The organism is Cellulomonas hominis, assembly GCF_901521055.1.
GTDB classification, from domain to species: Bacteria; Actinomycetota; Actinomycetes; order Actinomycetales; family Cellulomonadaceae; genus Cellulomonas; species Cellulomonas endometrii.
Genome location: NZ_CABEGA010000067.1, coordinates 1 through 20,395 on the forward strand (window position 1 = coordinate 1; position 20,395 = coordinate 20,395).

The following is a 20,395-nucleotide window of genomic DNA, read 5'->3' on the forward strand; positions in this document are numbered from 1 at the left end:
TGGTCGCGCCCGGCCTGGACGAGACCGTCTCCGACGGCGCGCAGATCGTCGTCCGGCACGGCCGCGAGCTCGAGGTCGAGGTCGACGGCCGGCAGCAGACCGTGTGGACGACGGCCCTGACGGTCGGCGAGGCCGTCGAGGGCCTGGGCCTGCGCGACGACGAGACGCTGCTGTCCGCGTCCCGCTCCGCCTCCGTGACCCGCGAGGACCTGCTGCGGGTCTCGACGCAGAAGACCATCCACCTCGCGGTCGACGGGCAGGTGATCGACGGCGTGACCAGCGCCGGGACGGTCCGCGACGCCCTGCGGGAGATCGGGCTCGTGCTGAACGAGGGCGACCGGGTGTCGGTGCCGCTCGACGCGACGGCGACCGACGGGCTCGTCGTCCTGGTGACGCGCGCGGCCACCGCCGGCGAGACGGTCACCGAGGCGGTGCCGTTCACCGAGCAGGAGGTCGAGGACCCCACGCTCGTGAAGGGCACCCGGGAGGTCGAGACCCCGGGACGCGCGGGCGTCCGCACCACCACGTACAGCACCGCGACGGTCGGCGGCGCGGTCGTGGACCGGCAGGTCGTGGCCTCGGCGATCACCGTCGAGCCCGTCACCCAGGTGGTCAAGGTCGGCACCATGGAGCTCGCGTCCGGCGTGGACATCACCGTGTCGCCGGGCAGCGCCCAGGAGCTCGGCAAGCAGATGGCCGCCGAGCGCGGCTGGGGCGACGACCAGTTCGCCTGCCTGCTGCAGCTGTGGAACAAGGAGAGCGGCTGGCGCATCGACGCGGAGAACCGGTCCTCGGGCGCCTACGGCATCCCGCAGGCCCTCCCCGGCTCGAAGATGGCCAGCATCGCCGCGGACTGGCGCACCAACCCGGCCACCCAGATCACCTGGGGCCTGAACTACGTCGCGGGCCGGTACTCCACCCCCTGCGGCGCGTGGTCCGCGTTCCAGTCCAAGGGCTGGTACTGACCCCCCGGTTCTGATCGGGGACCCCCGGCGCTCTGACCTGCGCCCGCGCAGCGAGCACTTGGCACGAGGTCACGAATGGGTTACGGTCGCGTGTCGCTCGTGACAGACCGGTAGTCCGGGACCACGGGCATCCCGCACGACCCGCGCAGCAGCGCGCGGGAGCATGACCGCCGGATCGGGGATCCGGGACCGTCGGGTGCAGCACCTCCCTCCAGGTGCCGCCACCGCCGCAGGGCCTCCGGGCCCGGGCACCGTCGGGCGCCGCCACGCGCGGTGCGCCCCGCCCCCCGTGCCCGGGACCGTCGTCGTCTGGAACCACGTGACCTCCTTCCTCCGCCGCGCCCGCACGCGCCTCGCCGCCACCTCCGCCGCCCTGGGCACCCGCGTCGTCCGCAACACCACGGACGCCCCGGCTGCCGACGGCACCGAGCCCACCGACGAGCGCCGGTCGCGCCGGGGACGCGTGCGCCTCGTCGGCGCCGCGACCGCCGTGGTCGTGCTCGCCACCGGTGGCGTCGCCGTCGCGGACGCCCACAAGACCGTCACCCTCGACGTGGACGGCGTCACCACGACGGTGTCGACGTTCGCCGGGAGCGTCGACGGCCTGCTCGAGGAGCAGGACCTCGACCTCGGGCAGCGGGACACCGTCAGCCCCTCCGGCGCCCTGCGCGAGGGCGTCGACGTCGTCGTGCGGCACGCCCGCCAGGTGACCGTCGAGACCGACGGCGCGCAGGAGACCGTGTGGACCACGGCCCTGACCGCCGACGAGGCGCTCGAGATGCTCGCCACCCGCGGCGACGACGTGCGCCTCGTCGCCTCCCGCTCCACCGCGGGCGGGCGGCCGGACCTGTCGCTCGAGCTCACGCTCGACGGGCCGGCGGACGTCGTGGTCGACGGCCGGACCCTGACCGTGCCGGACGGCAGCACCACCGTCGCCGACGCGCTCGACCGGCTGGGCATCGCGCTCACCCCGCTCGACCGGGTCAGCGTCCAGCACACCGGTGACCGGGTCACCGTGGTGATCAACCGGGTCGTCGTCCAGGACGTCACGACCACCCACGAGGTGCCCTTCAACGCCGTCGAGCAGGACGACCCGTCGATGTTCATCGGCGAGTCCGAGGTCACCACGGCCGGCGTGGCCGGTGTGCGGACCGTCGTCGAGCGGGTCACCACCGTGGACGGCGTCGAGACCGCCCGCGAGCCCGTGTCGGACAACGTGACGCAGGCGCCGGTGGACCAGGTCACGAACGTGGGCACCACCAAGAAGCCGGTCGCGAAGGCCCCGGCGACGAGCGCGGCCCCCTCGACCGGCGGCACCCCCGCGGTCGGCGGCGGCGACGCGGCGGGCCTGAACTGGGCCGCCCTCGCGGCGTGCGAGTCGGGCGGCCGCGTCAACGCGGTCTCCGCGAGCGGCAAGTACCACGGGCTCTACCAGTTCTCGGTGAGCACGTGGCAGGCCGTCGGCGGCGCCGGTCTCCCCTCCGAGGCCTCGGCCGAGGAGCAGACCGCCCGCGCGCAGGCGCTCTACAACCGCTCCGGCGCCGGGCAGTGGCCGCACTGCGGCCCCCGCCTGTTCTCCTGAGCAGGTGAGCCCGCCGGTGGGCCGCACGCCGCGGCCCGCCGGGTAGGCTCGCCCGCATGTCCTCCAGCAACGGCCCCGTCGCACCCGCGGCGGGGCCGTTGCTCGGTCCGGCGGAGATCCGCGCCCTCGCCGAGCGCGCGGGCATCCGGCCGACGAAGACCCTCGGGCAGAACTTCGTGCTCGACGGCGGGACGGTCCGCAAGATCGTCCGGCAGGCCGACGTGGTGCCCGGGGAGCGGGTCGTCGAGATCGGCCCCGGCCTGGGCTCGCTGACGCTGGGCCTGCTCGAGGCGGGTGCCGACGTCGTGGCGGTCGAGATCGACCCCGTGCTCGGGACCCTGCTGCCCGAGACGGTCCGCCGGCACGTCCCCGGGGCGGACGTGCACGTCGTGGACCTGCCCGACGTCGTGCCGGGTCCCGCCGACGCGCCCGACCCCGGCCCGCCTGCCGTGCCCTCGCTCACCGTGGTCCGCGGCGACGCGCTGGACGTGCGGGCCCTCCCCGGCCGCGCGCCGACCGCGCTGGTCGCGAACCTGCCGTACAACGTCTCCGTGCCGGTGCTGCTCACGTTCCTCGAGCGGTTCCCGACCCTGGAGCGGGTGCTCGTCATGGTGCAGGCGGAGGTCGCGGACCGCCTGGCCGCGCCGCCCGGCAGCCGCACCTACGGCGTCCCGTCCGCCAAGGTCGCCTGGTACGCGTCCGCCCGGCGCACCGCGACGATCGGCCGCTCGGTGTTCTGGCCCGCGCCGAACGTCGACTCCGCGCTCGTCCGGATGGACCGGCGCCCCGCGCCCGCCACCTCCGCCACGCGCGAGGAGGTCTTCGCCGTGGTCGACGGCGCGTTCGCCCAGCGCCGCAAGATGCTCCGGTCGGCGCTCGCGTCCCTCGCCGGCGGGGCCGAGGCGGCGTCGGCCGCGATCGCCGCGGCGGGGGTCGACCCGCAGGCCCGGGGCGAGGCGCTCGACGTGACGGCCTTCGCGCGCGTCGCCGAGCAGCTGCGCGCGGCCCGCTGATCCGGCGCCCTGGCGCACCCTCCCGGCCGGTCCCGAGCGCCCGGCCGACCTCGCGCCGGACGTGCCCGGACCTGGCACAGTGGGTGCCGTGACCGACCTGCGCCTCGCTCCCCGCACCGGACGTGAGGTGCGCGTCCGCGCCCCGGGTAAGGTCAACCTGTCCCTGCGCGTCGGCTCCCGTCGGCCCGACGGGTACCACCCCGTCGCCACCGTGTTCCAGGCGGTGTCCCTCTACGAGGACGTCGTCGCGTCGCGGTCGGACGGCCTCGAGGTGACGGTCTCCGGCCCGCAGGCCGCGCACGTGCCGACCGACGGCAGCAACCTCGCGCTGCGCGCCGCCCGTGCCCTGGCCCAGCGCACCGGCGTCGACGAGGGCGTGCACCTGCACCTGCACAAGGGCGTCCCCGTGGCGGGCGGCATGGCCGGCGGGTCCGCCGACGCCGCGGCCGCGCTGCTCGCGTGCGACGCGTTCTGGGGCACCGCGCTCAGCCGCGAGGAGCTGCACGAGGTCGCCGCGGAGCTCGGCTCCGACGTGCCGTTCCTGCTGATGGGCCAGACCGCCGTCGGCTCCGGCCGCGGGGACCTGCTGACCGCCGCCCTGTCCCGCGGGGAGTACCACTGGGCGTTCGGGGTCCGGGACACCGGCCTGTCGACCGCCCGGGTGTACGAGGAGCTCGACGTGCTCGGCACCGGCCGCGAGGAGCTCGACGCGGACGGGGACGTCGCCCTGCTGCAGGCGCTGCGCGCCGGGGACGCCCCGGCCGTCGGCGCCCTGCTGCACAACGACCTGCAGGACGCCGCGGTCGAGCTCGCCCCCGGCCTGGTCGAGACGCTGTCGGTCGCCGAGGACGCCGGCGCGCTCGGTGTCGTGGTCTCCGGGTCCGGCCCGACCGTCGCCGCGCTGGCCCGCAGCCGGCAGCACGCCCTGGTGATCGCCGCCGCCATGACCGCGGCGGGGGTGGCCGACTCCGTCCTCACGGCCTCCGGGCCGGTGCCGGGCGCGCGGGTGGTCGCCGGGTCCGACGTGCTCTGAGCGTCCCGGACCGGCGCCCGCGTCAGCCCTGGACCACGTCCCCCGAGCCGTCCACGTCGGACGCCACCTCCGGGTCGCCCGTGTACCGGACGGTCCCCGAGCCGCTGATCGCCACCGCGAGCCGCCGCTCGGAGTGCACCGAGATGTCCCCCGAGCCCTCGATGGACGTGTCGGCCTCGTCGGCCCGGAGGTCCTCGGCGTCGATCTCGCCCGACCCCTCGATCCCGAGGTCCACCGACGCGGCGTCCCCGGTCAGCTCGATGTCGCCGGAGCCCTCGATGCCCGCCTGCAGCTCGTCCGCGTCGATGCCCTCCAGCACGATGCTCCCCGAGCCCTCGATGAGCACCCGCAGCTGCCCGCCGGTCACGTCCGAGCCGGTGACGTCCCCGGAGCCGGAGATGACCAGCTGCTCGAGCTCGCCGATCACCAGCTCGTACTGGATGTCGCCGAGCGTCGAGAACCCGAACGTCGACCGCGAGTCCAGCACCAGGACGCCGTCGCGCACCTCCGAGACGAGCCGGTCCTGCGTGCCCTCCGAGGCCCGGACCGTCAGCGACGGGGTGTCGCCGCGCCGCACGGTCAGGTCGCCGGAGCTCGCGAGGTCCACGGCGCGCACGTCCTGGATGTCCACCTCCCGCTCCACGACCGGGCCGCCCGCCCCGCCCGCGCACGCGGTGAGCCCGAGCACGATCCCCGCACCGACCGCTCCTGCTGCCGCCGCCGTCGCCCGCCGTGCCATGGTCCGTCTCCTCGTGCTGCGCGCAGGGCCGTCCCCGCGTCCTCACCACGAGCCTGGCAGCCCGGCACCCCGCGGCGACATCAGGGACGCCCCTGAGCCGACCCTGGGGAGAACCCCCGGGTCGCACCCAGGGTGCGCTCAGCCGCGGGTCAGGCCCACGTCGGCGGCAGGCCGAGCGCGGGCCGGGCACAGGTCAGCTGTCGAGCCGCGTCAGCCCCTTCCGCAGACCGCGCACCGCCTGCGCGATCCGCTGCTCGTTCTCGATCAGCGCGAACCGCACGTGCCCGTCGCCGCCCGGCCCGAACCCGACGCCGGGCGAGACCGCCACGTCGCACTCGCGGACCAGCATCTCCGCGAACTCGATCGAGCCCATCTCCCGGTACGGCTCCGGGATCCGCGCCCACGCGAACATCGTGCCGCGGGGCCGCAGGATGTCCCAGCCGATCCGGCTCAGCCCGTCGACCAGGGCGTTGCGCCGGCTCTCGTACACGGCGCTGAGCTCGGCCGGGTAGTCGAGCGCCTCGTTCAGCGTGACCGTCGCCGCGATCTGGATGGGCTGGAACGTGCCGTAGTCCAGGTAGGACTTCAGCTTGGCCAGCGCCCCGACGACGTCGGACCGGCCGACCAGGAACGCGACCCGCCAGCCGGCCATCGAGTACGACTTGGTCATCGAGTACAGCTCGACGGCGACGTCGGTCGCGCCGACGCACTGCATGATCGACGGGGGCGTCCAGCCGTCGAAGCACATGTCCGCGTAGGCCAGGTCGTGCACCAGGACGACGTCCCGCTCGCGCGCCCAGTCGACCAGCCGCTGCAGGTCGTGCAGCTCGACCGTCGTGGTCGTCGGGTTGTGCGGGAACGACAGCACGATCACGCGCGGCTTCGGCCAGCCCAGGTCCCACGCCTCCATCACGCGGTCCACGTAGCCGGCGCCGTCCGTGCCGTCGCCGATCGGCACCTGCCGGGCGTCCGCCCCCGCGAAGTACGGGCCCCAGATGTGGATCGGGTACGACGGGGTCGGCACCAGCGCCGCGTCCCCGGGCTGCAGCAGCACCCACATGAGGTGGCTGAACCCCTCCTTCGCGCCGATGGTCGAGATGACCTGCGTCTCGGGGTCGAGCGTCACGCCGAACCGGCGGAGGTAGTGGTCGGCGACGGCCTGCCGGAGCTTCGGGATGCCGCGGGACGCCGAGTACCGGTGGTTGCGGGTGTTCTGCGCGGCCTCGGCCAGCTTGTCGACGGCGATCTGCGGGCTGGGCAGGTCCGGGTTGCCGAAGCCGAGGTCCACGACGTCGCGGCCGGCGCGGCGTGCCTCCACCTTGAGCGTGTCGATGATCGTGAAGACGTACGGCGGCAGGCCGGGGATGCGACGGAACTCCATGGGCAGACGCTAGCGCCGGGGCGCCACCGCGTCGTGGAGGACCTGCGCAGGTGCCGTCGAGATCAGCGGGTGCGCGCCGTGAGCGCCGCCGCGTACAGGTCGCGCTTCGGCACGCCCGCGACCTGGGCGATCTCCGCGACCGCGTCCTTCAGCCGCTCGCCGGCGTCCGCGCGTGCCAGCACCTCGGCGACCAGCTCCGCCGTCGACGGCACCTCCCGGGCGGGCGCCCCGGCGACCACCACGGCGATCTCACCGCGGACCTCGCCGGCGGCCGCCCACGCCGCGAGCGCCCCGAGGCCGTCCCGGACGACCTCCTCGTACGTCTTGGTCAGCTCCCGGCACACCGCGGCGGGCCGGTCCGCGCCGAACGCCGTCGCCATGTCCGCGAGCGTCGCGGCCAGCCGGTGCGGCGCCTCGAAGAACACCATCGTGCGCGGCTCCCGCTCCAGGGCGGTGAGCGACCGCAGCCGCTCCCCCGGCCTGCGCGGCGGGAACCCCTCGAAGCAGAACCGGTCCGTCGGCAGCCCGGACAGCGCCAGCGCCGTCAGCACCGCGCTCGGCCCCGGGGCGGCGGTGACCGTCAGCCCGGCCCCGACCGCCGCCGCGACCACCCGGAACCCCGGGTCCGAGACGGCCGGCATGCCGGCGTCGGTCACGACGAGCACCGTGCCGCCGCCCGCGACGACGTCCAGCAGCTCCGGGGTGGTCGTCGCCTCGTTGTGCTCGTGGTGGCTCACCACGCGGCCGCCGACGGTCACCCCCATCCGGGTCGCGAGGGCCCGCAGCCGGCGCGTGTCCTCCGCGGCCACCACGTCCGCCTCCTCCAGCAGGCGGCGCAGGCGCGGCGAGGCGTCCTCCACGTTGCCGATCGGGGTCGCGGCGAGCACGAGCCGGCCGGCGCCGGCGGGACGGGCGGAGGGGGAGGTCACGCGGGCCAGCCTGCCACGCCGGGAGGCGCACAGGTCGCGGCCCGGCGCCGCCCCTACGATGACGACCGTGCCGCAGCCCGACGACCAGCCCGACGTGCCCGGTCCCCGCGACCCCGCCGGGCAGGCGGACGGACCGGTCGAGGCACCGGACGCCGCGCCGGATGCCCGCCCGCACGCCCACGCCCACGCCGACGGCCCCGCGCTGTCCACCCACGACCGCCTGCTCGTCACCCTGCTCGGCACCCGGACCCTGCTGCTCGGCGCCACGCGGCGCGCCCGGCTGACGGGCTGGCTGTGGCCCCTGGCGGTGACCCTGCTGGGCGGCGTGCTCCGGTTCTGGGACCTGGGCCGCCCGCACGAGCTCGTGTTCGACGAGACCTACTACGTGAAGCAGGCGTACTCGCTGCTGACCCAGGGCTTCGAGGGCCAGTGGGGCGACGACGCGAACGCCGGGTTCGTGGCGGGCGACGCGTCCGCGCTGCGCACGTCGGCGGAGTACGTGGTGCACCCGCCGGTCGGCAAGTGGCTGATCGCGCTCGGCATGCACCTGGGTGGGGGCTTCGAGTCGTCCGCGGCCTGGCGGCTCGCGTCGGCGGTCGCCGGGACGCTCGCGGTGCTGATGGTCGCCCGGATCGGGCGGCGGCTGTTCGCGTCCACCGCGCTCGGCACCGTCGCCGGCCTGCTGATGGCCGTCGACGGCGAGGCGATCGTGCACTCGCGCACCGGCCTGCTGGACGGCTTCGTGATGGTGTTCGCGCTCGCCGCGTTCGGGGCGCTGCTGCTCGACCGGGACCAGGCGCGGCGCCGGCTGGCCGCAAGGACCGCGGCGCTGCTGGACTCGGGCGCGGCGCTGGGCCTCGGCCCGCGGCTGGGCGTGCGGTGGTGGCGGTTCGCGGCCGCCGTGCTGCTCGGGCTGTGCATCGGGACGAAGTGGTCCGGCCTGTACTTCCTGGCGGTGTTCGGGCTGCTGTCCGTCGCCTGGGACGCGTCCGCGCGGCGGTCCGCCGGGGTCCGGCACTGGCTGCCGGCGACGCTGTGGCGCGACGCCGTGCCGGCCGGCCTGGTCATGGTGCTCACCGCCGCGGTCACCTACGTCGCCACCTGGTGGTCGTGGTTCGCGCACCCCGGGTCGTACCTGCGGCAGTGGGCGGAGGAGCACCCCGGCGAGGGGGTGACCTGGCTGCCGCCAGCGCTGCGCTCCCTGTGGCACTTCCACACGGAGATGTGGCAGTTCCACACGACCCTCACCGCGGAGCACGCCTACGCCGCGCACCCGCTCGGCTGGATCCTCCAGTGGCGCCCGACGTCGTTCTACTACCCGAAGACCGTCTCGGGCCTGACGGGCGACGCCGCGGAGCTCGCCTGCGGGGCGGGCTCCTGCTCGCAGGCGATCACGTCGCTCGGCAACCCGGTGATCTGGTGGCTCGGCGCGCTGGCCGTGCTGGTCGCCCTGTGGTGGCTGCTGGTCCGCCGCGACTGGCGGGCGGGTGCCGTGCTGTCCGGCATCGTCGCCGGGTGGGTGCCCTGGTTCGCGTACGCCCACCGGACGATCTTCACGTTCTACTCGATCGCGTTCACGCCGTGGGTGGTCCTCACCCTCGTGTACGTCCTGGCCCTGCTCGTGCAGAGCCGGGACCCCGTGCAGCGGCGGCGCGGGGTCGTCGCCACGACCGGGGTGCTCGTGGTCGTGCTCGCGGTCAGCACGTTCTTCTACCCGGTGTGGACCGCGTGGGTGGTGCCGTACGACTTCTGGCACCTGCACATGTGGCTGCCGTCCTGGATCTGACGGGCACCTGAGCGGGCGCTGCCAGGCTCACGACAGCTCGACGGACCAGTCCACCTGCGGGCTCGGGTACCAGGACAGCCCCTGGGCGTCCCAGTACGGCCCGTGCGGGGCGACCCGCGCGGCGAAGTCGTCCCAGTCGCGCAGCTCCGCCGGCGTCCACGCGACCTCCGCGACCGCGGCCAGCCGGGGCAGCAGCATCGTCATCAGGTCGTCCAGGCTGCGCAGCGTCTCGGTCCACACGGTCGCCTCGACGCCGATCACCGAGCCCTCCGGCAGCCCGGGCACCAGCGCCGTGGGCTCCCACTCGTAGGCGTCGCGCAGCTCGATGTGGCCCGCCCACTCCAGACCCAGCTCGGTGTCCCCGTCGTACTTCATGTCGAGGTAGGCCCGCGACCCCGGGGACATCAGCAGCCGCGCACCCGCGCGGGCCGCCGCGACGAACGGCGCCGGGTCCATCCGCGTGTCCCAGAACTGCACGACCGTCCCGGGCTCCAGCGGCGTCGTGGCGATCTCCTGCCAGCCGACGACCTTCTTGCCCGCCGCACGCACCGCGTCGGCGGCCATCCGCACCAGCCGCGCGTACTCCTCGTGCTCCATCGTCAGCACCTCGTCGCCGCCGATGTGCACGTAGTCGCCCGGGGTGACCGCCGCGACGTCGCCGAACACATCGCGCAGGAACGGCTCCGTGGCCGGCAGGTCCGCGCGCAGCTTGCTGAACCCCACGTCGATGCCCGTGTAGGCCTCGGGCGCCTCGCCCGACTCGGTCAGCTCCCCGTACGCGTGCAGGGCGGCGTTCACGTGCCCGGGCACGTCGATCTCCGGGACCACCCGCACGCCCCGCGCCGCCGCGTACGCGACCAGCGCCTCGTACTCCTCCGTCGTGAAGTACCCGCCGGGGTCGCCGTCCACGGCCGTGCCCCCGGACCGGGCCGTCAGCTCCGGGCGGGACGGCAGGTCGATGCGCCACCCCTGGTCGTCCGACAGGTGCAGGTGCAGGACGTTGAGCTTGTACGACCACATCAGGTCGACCACCACGCGCAGGTCGTCGGGCCCGAAGAAGTGCCGCGCCACGTCGACCGACAGCCCGCGCCACCCGTGCACCGGCTCGTCCTCCACGTGCACCGGCCACGCCGCGAACGTCCCGGCGTGCGGGCGCAGCACCTGGTGCAGCGTCGCGATCGCCCGCATCAGGCCCTCCGCGGAGCCCGCGACCAGCTCGACCCGGTCCGCCGACACGTCCAGGGTGTACTGCTCGGCGGCGAGCGACTCGTCGACCACCAGCGCGACGTCCCCGGGCTGGTGCGGCTCCGCGACGTCGCGGTACCGGACCTCCACGGTCGTGCCGGACACCCGGCTCAGCGACTCCGCGGCCAGCACGCCCAGCGACACCTCCGCGGGGCTCACCCCGACGGTGACGGTGGTGGAGGTCTGCACGACGAACGGGTCCCCCGCGCCCTCACGCACCAGACGCGGTGCCGGGACGAGACGCAGGGGTGTGGTCGCAGCGGGCACGACGGTCCTTCCGGACGACGGGACGACGACGGGCGCACTCCGGCCCGGCCCCCGGCACCAGTGTGCCCGCTCGGCACCCGCGACGGGACCGACTCGCCCGCCGCGATCTCGGGCGCTCCTCCCGCCTCCGCGCGCCCACCTGCCCCCACACCCGCGCTGCCGACCCCGCGACCCCGACCCCGGCCCGGCCGGGCTCGGCTCGGCTCGCCCGCTCCCGCGCCTCCCTCGTCGAGAGGGCAGCAGGTGCGGCCTCGGACCGTGCGGTGGCAGCGTCTCCTGCCCTCTCGGCGCGCCCGGTCAGGCCGCGACGCGCGCGGGCTGCTGCTCGGGGTCGGTGGCGGCGAGACGCCGGGCGATGACCGCGCAGGTCGCGAGCTGCAGCTGGTGGAACACGATCACCGGCAGGGCGACGCCCGCGGCAGCGACCGGCCCGAACAGCACGTTCGCCATCGGCAGGCCGGTCGCGAGGCTCTTCTTCGACCCGCACATCAGCAGCGCGATCCGGTCGGCGCGGGACAGCCGCAGCAGCCAGCCGCCGCTCCACGTCGCGAGGAGCATCACGGTCAGGAGCACGCCGCACAGCGCGACGAGCACCACCAGCACGCCCACGGTCAGGTCGTCCCACACCCCTGACGCCTCGGCCTCCGACACCGACCCGTACGCCACGAGCAGGATCGTGCTGCGGTCCGTGATGAGCGTCAGCGGCTTGTGCGCCCGGACCCACGCGCCGATCTTGGGCTGCAGCAGCTGGCCGAGCACGAACGGGAGCAGGAGCTGCAGCAGCGTGGCCCCCGCCGACCCGCCGACGGGCCCGCCGGCGCGGGACATGAGCACCCCGACCAGCAGCGGCGTGAGCACGATGCCCAGCACGTTGGACACGGTCGCGCCGCAGATCGCCCCGGCGACATTCCCGCGGGCGATCGACGTGAACACCACCGACGACTGGATGGTCGACGGCAGCAGCGACAGGTAGAGCAGCCCGGTCTGCAGGTCCTCCGGCAGCACCGAGTCCGGCAGCAGCTGGACGGCGAGGCCGAGCACCGGGAACAGCAGGTACGTGGACGCGAGCATCCCGCCCTGCAGCCGCCAGTTCCGCAGGCCGTCCCAGACCTCGCTCGTCGCCATGCGGGCGCCGTACAGGAAGAACAGGAGCACGACCGCGCCGGTGGTCACGCGGTCGAGGCCGGTGGCGAAGGCACCGGAGGCGGGGGCGAGCAGCCCCAGCAGGAACACCGCGATGATCATGACGACGAGCGGGTCCACCCACGTCTTGATCGCGGTCCAGGTCCGGGACCGCCGGCCTCGTGGGGTCGGGGTCACGTCAGGCACCGGGTCATTCTGCCACCGGCTGCGGCGCGGCCCCGCGTCGAGACCGCGCCCCGGACGGGTGCCCGTACCTGTCGGCGGCGGTGCCCGTCAGCCGGCGGGGCGCACGTCGTACGTGAGGTGCGCGAACTGCCCGTACCGCTCGACGTCGCGCAGGTGCAGCCGGTCCGGGCCGACACGGCGCGGGAGCACGGGCGCCCCGCCGGTGAGCGCCGCGGGCGCCACGCTGACCTGCACCTCGTCGAGCGCGCCCGCGTCGAGGAACTGGCCGGCGAGGTCGCCGCCGCCGATCACCCAGACGTCGCCGTCACCGGCGGCCTCCCGGATCGCGGGCAGGGCGTCCTGGACGGACCCGCGGACGAACCGCACGTCCGCCCCGTCGGGGACGGGGAGGTCGCGCGTGGTGAACACGAACTGCGGCCGGTCGCCGTAGTAGGCCGGCCACTTCTCGGGGTGCGCGAGCAGGTCCTCCTCGCGCAGCACCCACTCGTAGGTGGTCGACCCCGAGACCAGGACCGTCACGCCGGTGAGGAACGCGTCGTGGTCGGGCTGGGACTCCGAGTCGACCGCGAACAGCCAGGCGAGCGAGTTGTCCTCGTCCGCGATGTACCCGCTCAGCGACGTCGCCGTGTTGTAGATGACCCTCATGCTCCGAACCTAGACCGGGGGTCCGACACGGATCAGCGACGGGCCGCCACCGCGCAGATCGCCTCCACCGCGGCCGCGTACGGGTCGCCGCCGGGCCGGGCTGCGACGCCGAGCAGGTGGTCGGTGACGATCCGGGCCAGCAGCGCCCGGAGCACCAGCTGCGGCAGGTCCGGCTCCGTGCGGGGGACGTCGAGCAGCGCGAGCGTGCCGCCCTCGAACGCCAGCGCGTCGGCGATCACCACCGCCGACCCGTACGCGACGGGCCGCCAGTACAGCGACAGGTCGATGACCGCGGGCGGCAGCGCCGGATGCAGCAGCACGTTGCCCGTGAGGTCGCCGTGCACCAGCTGGGAGGACGCACGGACCGGGGCGAGCGCCGCCCGCAACCGGCGCACGTGCGGCACGCCGTCCAGCCCGTCCAGCCCGTCGAGGCGGGCCTCCCCCCACGCGACGCGGTCGGCCACCGCCCACGGGTCGCACCGCTCCGCGAGGAACGCCGGCTCCGGCAGGTGCGCGACGGCGCCGGCGAAGGCCTCGCCCGCGGCGATGACCTCTGCCCAGCAGCCGGGCCGGTGCTCGCCCGGCAGCACCGTCGTCGCGGTCCAGCCGTCGAGCACCAGCGACCCGTCGGCCGCTCGCACGGGAACGGGCAGGCGGACCCGGTCGGAGCGGACGCGCCGCAGGGTCTCCGCCGCCCACTCGAGGCCCGCGACGTCCCCGTCGAGCGGCTTGAGGACGAGGTCGCCGCACCGCCACGACCCGCCCTGACCGCCGGGCAGCGGGATGGGCGTGCCGGCGGCACCGAACGCGTCCAGCACGTGCGGCGCCGGTCGCGCCGGCTGCGTGCTCGCACCGGACGCACTCATGCCCGCCATCCTGCCTCGCGCGCGCGGCACCGGGCCCGCGCCGCACCCGGTGGTCAGCTGGCCCGGCGGTCAGCCGGCCCGGTGGTCAGCTGGCCCGGTGGTCAGCTGGCCCGGCGGTGCGGGGTGCGGCCGAACCCTGCGCGCCGGGACGCCGCCGCCATCCGCTCGAACTCCTCGGGCGTCAGACCCATCGCGGCGATCATCTCCGACTCGAGCCGCGCGTACGCCGCCTGCTCCGCCGGGGTGCGGGGCGGCCGCGCGGCGAAGAACCTCTCGCTGACCTCGGTGAGGCGGGCGTGGTCGATCGGGCGCGTGCTCATGGCCGCGAACGTACCGGCGGCCACTGACACGCTCCCGCCGCGTCGGCGCCCGGTCCCCGGAACGACGAAGGCCCGGGATCCGAGGATCCCGGGCCTTGCATCCGGTGGAGCTGAGGGGATTCGAACCCCTGACCTTCTCATTGCGAACGAGACGCGCTACCAACTGCGCCACAGCCCCTTGAAGCGGTGACAAGCCTAGCACCCACGAGCGGGTGCTCTCGACACGCTACTCGCCGGCCGCCCGTCGCCGCGCGAGGACGGCGTTGAGGTCGATGGAGCCGGTGGGCTCGTCGGTCGCCGGAGCGGTCGTGCCGGCGGGCGTGGCTGTCGCAGCGGGAGCGGTCGCCCCGGCGGGCGCGGCTGCCGTCTCCGCCACCACCTCGGCGGGCGCCACCTCGGGACCGGCCGACGCGACGGCGGCGGGCTCGGCCGCGGCCGTCTCCATGCGGTCGGCGACGGACCGGCGGGGCGCGGCGAGCGTCGAGCCCTCGACCTCGCCGAGCGGCACGGGCTCCCGGCGCGGTGCGGGCGCCTTCAGCGCGTAGGTCGGCTTCGGCACGGCGACCGGCGACCACGTGTCGCCCTCACGGCCACCGTCGCGCACCCGCGCGGTGGCCGCGGCGGGCAGGTCGGCGCGGACCCGCGTGATCGCCTGCGTGTCCTCGATCGACGGGCGCACGGCCCGCCCCTCGGCGCCCTTGCGGCCCGGCCGGGCGGCGCGCTCACGCAGGGGCGCGGTGGCCTCGGCGATGCGGCGCTGCCACTCCTCCTCGGCGGCCCGGCCCTGGACGACCGCGTGCCGGCCGAGGCCGAGCACCCCGCCGAGCAGGACCGTCGGCACGAGGCCGGCGACGACCCCGAGCGTGCTCACGCCGACGATCACCCAGCCGGCCACGGAGGCGACGAGCAGCAGCCCGGCGAGCAGCCCGCGTCGGCGGGCGGCTGCCCCCCGGCGAGCGGTCGCGGCGGCGTGGGCGGCATGCAGCTGCGCGGCGCGGCGGGCGGCGTCGGCGCCGATCCTGTCCTGGGTCCCGTGCGGTCGGTCCACGTGGGTCCCTCCCCTGTCCGTTCCGGCGATCCGGGTACCGGTGCCCGGAGTGAGCAACCCGACTCGCTTGTCCACCGCGCCGCAGTCCGTCCGGATGCTCCGGGCCACGTCCGCGCGCTGCCGCCGTGACGAGCCCTCGGGCCCAGTGACGGCGAGCACCCGCAACGCGTCGGAGAACCGGTCGTCGGTCCGCGACTCGAGCAACTGCTGCCGGTGCCGCAGCTTGTGCGGCACCAGGTACGCGATCCACAGGCCGACCACCACGAGGGCGGCCGGTCCGGCGAATTCGTACACTCCACGACGGTAGGGGCGGTGCGGCCGGTGCTTCCGGACCCGTCGCGGCGTGTCGAGCGGCGTGCCGGGGGAAAATCACACGGGTGTGATTCCGGTCCGCCGCGCCCAGCCTCCCACACCGGGGCGCGTCACGGGTCTGCGCCCGGTCAGGCGGCGCCGCGCGCCCGCACCGCCCGCCAGCGCGCGAGCATGCCGCCGGGGACCTCCTCGGTGGTGAGGGCGAACGTCCGGTGGTCGCACCACACGCCCTGGATGTGCAGGTACCGCTCGCGCAGCCCCTCGTCCCGGAACCCCAGCTTCTCCACGACGCGCAGCGACGGGCGGTTCTCGGGTCGGATGTTGATCTCGACGCGGTGCAGCCCGAGGCCGGTGAAGCAGTGGTCGGTGGCGAGCGCGACGGCCGTCGGCGTGATGCCGCGGCCGGCGACGTGCTGGGACACCCAGTAGCCGATCGACGCCGAGTACAGGGAGCCGTACGTGATGCCGGAGACCGTCAGCTGCCCGACCAGCTCGCCGGCGAGGTCGACGGCGAACGGCAGCGACGTGCCCGAGCGTGCCTGCTTGTCGAGCGTCCGGACGAACTGCCCGAACGTCGGCCTGCGCCCCGTCACCGGCACCGGGGACGTCGCGTCCCAGGGCTCGAGCCACGCGGCGTTCTGCGCCCGCAGCCGCATCCACGCGCCCTCGTCCGAGCGTCGCAGCGGCCGCAGACGCACGTCGCCCTCCGCCAGCACGGCGGGCCAGCCCCGCGACATCAGCCCTCCAGCACCAGGCAGTGCACGACCTGCCCGGCGACGACGGCGGCGTCCTGCTCCCCCACCACGGCGAGGGCGTTGGCGTGGGCGAGCGCGGTGATCGACCAGCCCGCCGGGTCGCCGACGGGCGTGACGCGGTAGCCCTCCGAGGGCGAGCCGACGACGGCGGCGGGCACGAACTCCCGCACCCCGGCGGTCGACGGCCAGCCCACGTCGGCGCGCGCGGCGACGGACGGGCGGAACAGGTCGGTGTGCCCGGCCATCGCACGCAGCGCCGGCCGGACGAACACCTCGAAGGCCACCTGCGCGGCGACCGGGTGGCCCGGCAGCGCGAACAGCGGCACGCCGCCGCCACCGACCGCCGAGTCCCCGACCGTGCCGAACCCGTGCCGGAAGCCCGGAGCCATCGCGACCTGGTCGAACCGCACCGTGCCGAGCGGGGCCAGCACGTCCGACAGCGTGTCGTGCTGCGACTCCGACAGCCCGCCGGTCGTCACGACGACGTCCGCGCGGACCAGCTGGTCCTCGAGCGCCTCGCTCAGCACGGCGCGGTCGTCCGTGACCACGCCGACGCGGACCGGGGTCGCGCCGGTGTCCCGGACGGCCGCCTCGAGGGCGTGCCCCGCCGACTCGTACACGCTGCCGTCACGGCGCGGGGTGCCCGGCTCCGCCAGCTCGGAGCCGATGGACACCAGGACCACGCGCGGCGCCGGGTGCACCCGCAGCCGCCCGCGCCCCGTGGCCGCCGCCACCGCGAGCTGGCGGGCCGCGAGCCGGGTGCCGGCCGCCAGCACGACCGACCCGCGCGCGGTGTCGGCGCCCGCGGACCGCACGTTCTCCCCCGGCACCGGTGTGCGGTGCAGGGTGACGCGGACCGCGCCCCGGTCGGTGTCCTCCGCCGCGACGACCGCGTCCGCACCCGCGGGCACCGGCCCGCCCGAGGCGATCCGGACGGCCTGGCCCGGTGCGAGCCGCAGGGCGGCGGGGTCGCCCGCCAGGACGTCGTGCGCGACGGGCAGGACGACCGGGGCGCCCGGGGCCTGTCCCCGCAGGTCCGCGGTCGCCACCGCGTACCCGTCACGCGCCGCGACCGGCAGCGGCGGGACGTCCGCGGGGGCCGTCACGTCCTCGGCGAGGATGCAGCCCGCCGCGTCGGAGAGCACCACGTCGAGAGGGGCGACGGGACCGACCGCGGCCAGCACCGCCGCCAGCTGGTCCTGGACGGATCTCATGTCGGCATTCTGCCCGGCGGCCGGTCCCGCGCGCGCACGCAGCGCCGCACGCCACCGGCGCGGGCGCCGGCGGGACCGCCCGACGAGGCGCCGCTCCACCCTTTGGTCCTACCGGGGCCCGTACGAGTTTGCGAGACTGGAGCCATGAGCACCGCTGCCCAGCCGTATCCCCACGCGTCCGACGGCAGCACGGTGACCGAGGTGAAGGACGAGTTCCGGGCACTGCTCCGGGCCGCCCGGCAGGCACGGTCCCCCCGACGGCGGGCCGAGGCGGCGCAGGCGCTGATGGCGGTCGTCGAGACCATCCCGGTGCTCGAGGACGCCCGCTGCGTCGCCGTCTACGCGGCCCGGCCCACCGAGCCCGACACCGGCCCGCTGCTCGACGCGCTCGACGCCCGCGGCGTCGAGGTGCTGCTCCCCGTCCTCGGCGCGGGCCTCCAGCGGGAGTGGGCCCGGTACGCCGGTCGCGAGGACCTGCTGCAGCGCGCGCCCGGCCGCCCTCCGGAGCCCTCCACCCCCTCGCTCGGCGCGGACGCGCTCGCGAAGGCCGACGTGATCGTGGCGCCCGCGCTCGCCGTCGACACCTCCGGGACCCGGCTCGGCCAGGGCGGCGGCTGGTACGACCGCGCGCTCGCGCACGCACGCCCGGGCACGCCGGTCATCGCGGTGGTGTTCGCCGAGGAGCTCTACGACGCCACCGTCCGGCCCCTGCCGCGGCAGCCGCACGACCGCACGGTGGACATGGTGGCGACCCCGGAGCGATGGCTGCCGCTCGGCGGCTGAGCGGCTGCGGGACGACGGCCGGCCGCCACCGGGCGCCTGCCGCGGGAATACCGGGCGGGCTGCGTATCATTGGCACTCGGCAGCGGCGAGTGCCAGGGACGCAGGAGGGCGTGAGCCCCCCCGGCGACCGGGCCCGCCGGCCATCCGGTCACGTCATCCGCGGGAGACAGCAGTGCCCACCTACGCCTACACCTGCACCGAGTGCGGCCACGCGTTCGACATCCACCAGTCCTTCAGCGACGCGGCACTCACCGAGTGCCCGAGCTGCGGCGGCCGGCTGCGCAAGGTGTTCTCCTCCGTCGGGGTCGTGTTCAAGGGCTCGGGCTTCTACCGCAACGACTCCCGGTCGAGCAGCACGTCGACCACCGGGGCGGCGAAGTCGACCTCGGGCGCGTCGCCGTCGGCCGGCTCGACCTCGGGCGGCTCGTCCTCGGGCGACGCCGCGAAGCCCGCCGCGTCGACCACGACCTCGTCGTCCTCGGCTGCGTCCTCGTCGAGCAGCAGCGCGGCCAAGCCCGCAGCGGGCTGACGCGGTCGGCGGCGGCTGCCGCCGGAGCTGCGTGCGCCCGGGGCCGAGCGATCGCGGTGTCGCGTGACCCCCGTGCCGCGTGACCCCGGTGCCGAGTGATCGCTATGCCCAGCGACCCCGCTGCCGCGTGATCAGGCGGCACCGAGACGTCCCCAGGGCGTGACGGTACGCCTCGTCCCCAGCACGGCGCCCGGGCCGGGCCCGGGCGGCCGGACGCCGCCTAGCGTCGCGGCATGTCCCTCACCGACCGGCTCCGCCTGAGCTCCCGACGGCGGCTGCACGTCCTCGCGTGGCGCGCCCGCCGCCCGGTCGCAGCACTGTGCGCGGGGCTCGCCGTGCTGCTCGCGGTCGAGCGCGTGCGCCCGCCCGACCCGCCGACCGTCGAGGTCGCCGTGGCGGCACGCGACCTGGCGCCCGGCACCGCGCTGGACCGGGACGACGTGGAGCTCCGCCGCGTGCCGGAGTCGCTCGCGCCCGAGCCGCTGCGCGAGACCGCCGTCGACCTGCTCGGCCGGCGCACCGCCGTCGCCGTCCCCGAGGGGCTGCCGATCGCGGCCGCGCTGCTCGCCGAGGAGTCGGCGACGGGGCCACCCGGGACCGTCGTGGTCCCGGTCCGGTTCGCGGACGCCGGGGTCGCGGGCGTGCTGCGTCCGGGGATGCGGGTCGACGTCGTCGCGGCGGCCGTGGTGGAGGGCGCCGAGCCGGTGCGGCTCGCGAGCGGGGCCGTCGTGCTGTCAGGGACCGGTGACGGCACGCCCGCCGACGACGACGCCGGAGCGGGGGGCGGCGGGCTGCTCGGTGGCGGCGGGAGTGCGGAGGCCGACGTCCCGGTGCTGCTCGCGGTCACCCCGGAGGAGTCGGTGCAGCTCGGGGGCGCTGCGGGCTCCCGGGTGCTCGGGGCGGTGATCGTGGGATGATGCGGCCATTTCGCCTCAGCACCCCGGAGGATCCGACGCCCATGAGCGACGTACTGAACAAGGGCCTGCGCACCGCGACCGACCGGGCTCGCGGGCTGGCCGGCGTGCTGCAGGGGTTCAAGGACTTCGTCTCCCGCGGGAACGCCGTGGAGCTCGCGGTCGGCATCGTCATCGGTGCCGCGTTCACGTCGGTGGTCGGCGCCGTGCAGAACGGGTTCATCAGCCCGCTCATCGGGATGCTGTTCGGCAAGCCGGCGATCACCTGGAAGGTCGGGCCGGTCAACGGCTCGACGATCGACCTCGGCCTGATCGTCAACGCGCTGATCCAGTTCCTGCTGACCGCCGCGGCGATCTACTTCCTCATCGTGCTGCCGCTCAACAAGCTCGCCGAGCGGCGCAAGCGCGGCATCGAGGCGGAGCCCGCCCGGCCCGCGGAGGACATCCTGCTGCTGCAGGAGATCCGCGACCTGCTCGCCGCGCAGACCGCTCCGGCGCTGCGGGACGGCTGTGGTGGCGCGGCTGCCGGCGCGGCCGGTGCCGCGACGGGGACGGCGGCGGGGGGGGCGGGGGCGGCGGGGGGGGCCCCGCCCGCCCCCCCCCCCGCGCCCCCCGCCCCGCCCCCCGGCCCCCGGGGGGGGCGCCGCGCGGAGCGGGCCGATCCCCCTGCGGCGGCGGGGGGGCCCCCCGGGGCCGGGGGGGGCCCCCTCCACCGCCCCCGTCCGGCGCCCTGGCGGGTT

General features: G+C 76.0%; 20 protein-coding genes, 1 tRNA gene and 1 pseudogene. 9 read left to right on the forward strand and 13 right to left on the reverse strand.

The window, feature by feature from the left end:
• The 4 genes from KJP73_RS16225 to KJP73_RS16240 form a co-directional block, all read left to right on the forward strand.
• On the forward strand, positions 1-965 hold a 965-nt coding region (locus KJP73_RS16225; RefSeq protein WP_213283919.1), incomplete at its 5' end, for a G5 domain-containing protein.
• 289 nt (positions 966-1,254) lie between these two features.
• Positions 1,255-2,547 (forward strand): resuscitation-promoting factor, encoded by a 1,293-nt coding sequence (locus tag KJP73_RS16230; RefSeq protein WP_249669463.1) that lies wholly within the window; start codon positions 1,255-1,257, stop codon positions 2,545-2,547.
• A 56-nt stretch (positions 2,548-2,603) separates the two neighbouring features.
• On the forward strand, positions 2,604-3,560 hold the full coding sequence (locus tag KJP73_RS16235) for a ribosomal RNA small subunit methyltransferase A (RefSeq protein WP_213283921.1): 957 nt from the start codon (positions 2,604-2,606) through the stop codon (positions 3,558-3,560).
• 88 nt (positions 3,561-3,648) lie between these two features.
• The gene (locus KJP73_RS16240; RefSeq protein WP_249669464.1) at positions 3,649-4,593 is read left to right on the forward strand and encodes a 4-(cytidine 5'-diphospho)-2-C-methyl-D-erythritol kinase; all 945 of its coding nucleotides are present in this window, start codon (positions 3,649-3,651) and stop codon (positions 4,591-4,593) included.
• Positions 4,594-4,615: 22 nt separating this feature from the next.
• Here KJP73_RS16240 and KJP73_RS16245 read toward each other — a convergent pair whose 3' ends face one another.
• The 3 genes from KJP73_RS16245 to rsmI all read right to left on the reverse strand — a co-directional run bounded on the left by KJP73_RS16245 (position 4,616) and on the right by rsmI (position 7,642).
• The gene (locus KJP73_RS16245) at positions 4,616-5,332 is read right to left on the reverse strand and encodes a head GIN domain-containing protein (protein WP_213283922.1); all 717 of its coding nucleotides are present in this window, start codon (positions 5,330-5,332) and stop codon (positions 4,616-4,618) included.
• A 193-nt stretch (positions 5,333-5,525) separates the two neighbouring features.
• Positions 5,526-6,713, reverse strand: a complete 1,188-nt coding sequence (locus KJP73_RS16250) for an aminotransferase class I/II-fold pyridoxal phosphate-dependent enzyme (protein WP_213283923.1) — start codon at positions 6,711-6,713, stop codon at positions 5,526-5,528.
• A 62-nt stretch (positions 6,714-6,775) separates the two neighbouring features.
• Complete coding sequence (rsmI, locus tag KJP73_RS16255; RefSeq protein WP_249669465.1) at positions 6,776-7,642, reverse strand: 16S rRNA (cytidine(1402)-2'-O)-methyltransferase; 867 nt, start codon at positions 7,640-7,642, stop codon at positions 6,776-6,778.
• 58 nt (positions 7,643-7,700) lie between these two features.
• Here rsmI and KJP73_RS16260 point away from each other — a divergent pair, with 58 nt between their 5' ends.
• A complete protein-coding gene (locus KJP73_RS16260; RefSeq protein WP_213283924.1) occupies positions 7,701-9,428 on the forward strand; it encodes a dolichyl-phosphate-mannose--protein mannosyltransferase in 1,728 nt (575 codons plus the stop codon).
• Between the two features lie 27 nt (positions 9,429-9,455).
• Here KJP73_RS16260 and KJP73_RS16265 read toward each other — a convergent pair whose 3' ends face one another.
• The 9 genes from KJP73_RS16265 to KJP73_RS16305 form a co-directional block, all read right to left on the reverse strand.
• On the reverse strand, positions 9,456-10,940 hold the full coding sequence (locus KJP73_RS16265; protein WP_213283925.1) for a family 20 glycosylhydrolase: 1,485 nt from the start codon (positions 10,938-10,940) through the stop codon (positions 9,456-9,458).
• A gap of 297 nt (positions 10,941-11,237) precedes the next feature.
• The gene (locus KJP73_RS16270; protein WP_349628337.1) at positions 11,238-12,269 is read right to left on the reverse strand and encodes a bile acid:sodium symporter family protein; all 1,032 of its coding nucleotides are present in this window, start codon (positions 12,267-12,269) and stop codon (positions 11,238-11,240) included.
• Positions 12,270-12,356: 87 nt separating this feature from the next.
• Positions 12,357-12,914, reverse strand: a complete 558-nt coding sequence (locus KJP73_RS16275) for a dihydrofolate reductase family protein (protein WP_213283926.1) — start codon at positions 12,912-12,914, stop codon at positions 12,357-12,359.
• A gap of 32 nt (positions 12,915-12,946) precedes the next feature.
• Positions 12,947-13,780 carry a TIGR02569 family protein gene (locus tag KJP73_RS16280; RefSeq protein WP_213283927.1) on the reverse strand — a complete coding sequence of 278 codons (834 nt, stop codon included), beginning with the start codon at positions 13,778-13,780 and terminating at the stop codon, positions 12,947-12,949.
• Between the two features lie 101 nt (positions 13,781-13,881).
• Entirely contained in the window at positions 13,882-14,100 is a 219-nt protein-coding gene (locus KJP73_RS16285; RefSeq protein WP_213283928.1) for a hypothetical protein, read from the reverse strand.
• Positions 14,101-14,205: 105 nt separating this feature from the next.
• Positions 14,206-14,278, reverse strand: a tRNA-Ala gene (locus KJP73_RS16290).
• A gap of 48 nt (positions 14,279-14,326) precedes the next feature.
• On the reverse strand, positions 14,327-15,442 hold the full coding sequence (locus tag KJP73_RS16295; RefSeq protein WP_213283929.1) for a hypothetical protein: 1,116 nt from the start codon (positions 15,440-15,442) through the stop codon (positions 14,327-14,329).
• A gap of 146 nt (positions 15,443-15,588) precedes the next feature.
• Positions 15,589-16,197, reverse strand: a complete 609-nt coding sequence (locus tag KJP73_RS16300; protein ID WP_213283930.1) for a GNAT family N-acetyltransferase — start codon at positions 16,195-16,197, stop codon at positions 15,589-15,591.
• Positions 16,197-17,429, reverse strand: coding sequence for a molybdopterin molybdotransferase MoeA (locus KJP73_RS16305; RefSeq protein ID WP_213283931.1), 1,233 nt, complete (start codon positions 17,427-17,429; stop codon positions 16,197-16,199). Before KJP73_RS16305 ends, KJP73_RS16300 begins: the two co-directional genes overlap by 1 nt.
• Positions 17,430-17,573: 144 nt before the next feature.
• On the opposite strand from KJP73_RS16305, the gene KJP73_RS16310 reads away from it, so the two are divergent.
• Both KJP73_RS16310 and KJP73_RS19665 read left to right on the forward strand, forming a co-directional pair.
• Complete coding sequence (locus KJP73_RS16310; RefSeq protein ID WP_213283932.1) at positions 17,574-18,212, forward strand: 5-formyltetrahydrofolate cyclo-ligase; 639 nt, start codon at positions 17,574-17,576, stop codon at positions 18,210-18,212.
• Positions 18,213-18,384: 172 nt separating this feature from the next.
• Positions 18,385-18,477: pseudogene (locus KJP73_RS19665) on the forward strand (FmdB family zinc ribbon protein); the annotation flags it as partial.
• 62 nt (positions 18,478-18,539) lie between these two features.
• Here the strand turns inward: KJP73_RS19665 and KJP73_RS19670 are convergent.
• Entirely contained in the window at positions 18,540-18,725 is a 186-nt protein-coding gene (locus tag KJP73_RS19670) for a hypothetical protein (protein WP_349628338.1), read from the reverse strand.
• A 249-nt stretch (positions 18,726-18,974) separates the two neighbouring features.
• Between KJP73_RS19670 and KJP73_RS16320 the strand changes: the two genes are divergently transcribed.
• A complete protein-coding gene (locus KJP73_RS16320; protein WP_213283934.1) occupies positions 18,975-19,658 on the forward strand; it encodes an SAF domain-containing protein in 684 nt (227 codons plus the stop codon).
• Between the two features lie 41 nt (positions 19,659-19,699).
• The coding region (mscL, locus tag KJP73_RS16325; protein ID WP_213283935.1) for a large conductance mechanosensitive channel protein MscL at positions 19,700-20,395 on the forward strand (696 nt) is incomplete at its 3' end.